Source organism: Ralstonia flaminis (assembly GCF_958415495.1).
Taxonomy (GTDB): Bacteria; Pseudomonadota; Gammaproteobacteria; order Burkholderiales; family Burkholderiaceae; genus Ralstonia; species Ralstonia flaminis.
Genome location: NZ_CATZLL010000038.1, coordinates 1 through 1,609, shown reverse-complemented (window position 1 = coordinate 1,609; position 1,609 = coordinate 1). Strand labels below are relative to the sequence as shown.

The window sequence follows — 1,609 nt, the reverse complement described above, 5'->3', positions numbered from 1 at the left end:
TGTCAGGGCTAAGTTGTAATGTCCGGTTATAGCCAAGTTCAAATGTCCGAGTGACTGGGCGTAGTCTAGCCAGCTCCTGCCAACCGGGAGTTCGCCATGCGTCCTGACACGGTTACCTTGACGATGCGGCAACTCGATCGACTCAAGACCCTCCAGGCGCTCGCGGATGGGCATCTCAAGACTGGGATTGCAGCCGCCAGGTTAGGCGTAAGCGCCCGCCAAGCGCTGCGGTTGTTGCGACGCTATCAGGCGCAAGGTGCAGCGGGTCTGCAGAATAGACATCAAGGGCAACCGGGCAACAACCAACTGCCGCCCGGCCTGGAATCGCGCGTGCGCGGGCTCATCCGTGACAGTTATGCGGACTTCGGTCCGACCCTGGCCGCCGAGAAGCTGCGCGAGCGGCACGGCATCGACCTGGCCAAGGAGACGGTGCGGCGGATCATGGTCGACGCGGGTTTCTGGGTGCCGCGCAAGCTGCGCCCGCCCAAGGTGCACCAGCCGCGGAACCGGCGCGCGTGCCTGGGCGAGCTGGTACAGATCGATGGCAGTGACCACGCCTGGTTCGAGGACCGCGCACCGGCCTGCACGCTGCTGGTGTACGTCGATGACGCCACCAGCCGGTTGATGCAACTGTTGTTCGTGCCGACCGAATCGACGCAGGCGTATTTCACGGCCACGCGGGCCTACCTGGAGCGCCACGGCAAGCCGCAGGCGTTCTACAGCGACAAGGCCAGCACCTTCCGGGTCAACGCCCGCGACAACGCCGAGGGCCGTGGCTACACGCAGTTCGGGCGCGCCCTGTTCGAGCTGAACATCGACAGCCTGTGTGCCAACACGAGCCAGGCCAAGGGCCGCGTGGAGCGCATGAACGGGGTGTTGCAGGACCGTCTGGTCAAGGAGCTGCGCCTGCGCGGGATTCACTCCATGGCGACCGCCAACGCGTTTGTGCCGACGTTTATGGCGGACTTCAACGCGCGCTTTGCCAAGGAGCCACGCAGCGACTTCGATGCGCACCGGCCGGTGCGTGGCGATGAGGACCTGGAACGGATCTTCTGTTGGCGCGAATGGCGCAAGGTGTCGGCGAGCCTGACCCTGCAGTACGCCAAAGTGATGTACCTGCTGGCGGACTGCCCGGAACACCGCAAACTGGTGCATCGCTACATCGAGGTGGCAGAATATCCGGATGGGCGCATCGAGCTGTGGGCGGACGGCATCTCCCTGCCCTACACCACCTATGATCGCCTCGCTGAGGTCGACCAGGGCGCGATCGTCGAGCACAAGCGGCTCGGCCACGCGTTGGCGGTGGCCGCGCAATTACAAGCTCAGCGGGATGATCGTCGTTGGGCCGGGCCATCGCGCACGCTCGTCGGTGAGCCACCGCGGCCCAAACGCCCTGCGCCACAGACCAAGCGGCAGCGCCTGATTAACCGGTTGGACCTGGAGCGCGCCATCCAGCAGGTCGGTCCATGCCCGCCCAGCAGCGTGCCGGCCACCAGCACCACTGCCTTACCGATCACCCCCAAGAAGAACCGAACCCCGCACAAAGTGCACGCCCGTGCCGACATTTGAATGTGGCTGGGAGGGCGACACTTCAACCTCGGCTGGACAA

The 1,609-nt window shown here is 64.9% G+C and carries 1 protein-coding gene; it reads left to right on the top strand.

Going from position 1 to position 1,609, the window contains the following annotated elements:
- The first annotated feature begins 96 nt into the window (after window positions 1-96).
- Window positions 97-1,569: an ISNCY family transposase gene (locus tag R2N11_RS26330; RefSeq protein ID WP_316682962.1), complete on the top strand. Its 1,473-nt coding sequence runs from the start codon at window positions 97-99 to the stop codon at window positions 1,567-1,569.
- Window positions 1,570-1,609: the final 40 nt, after the last annotated feature.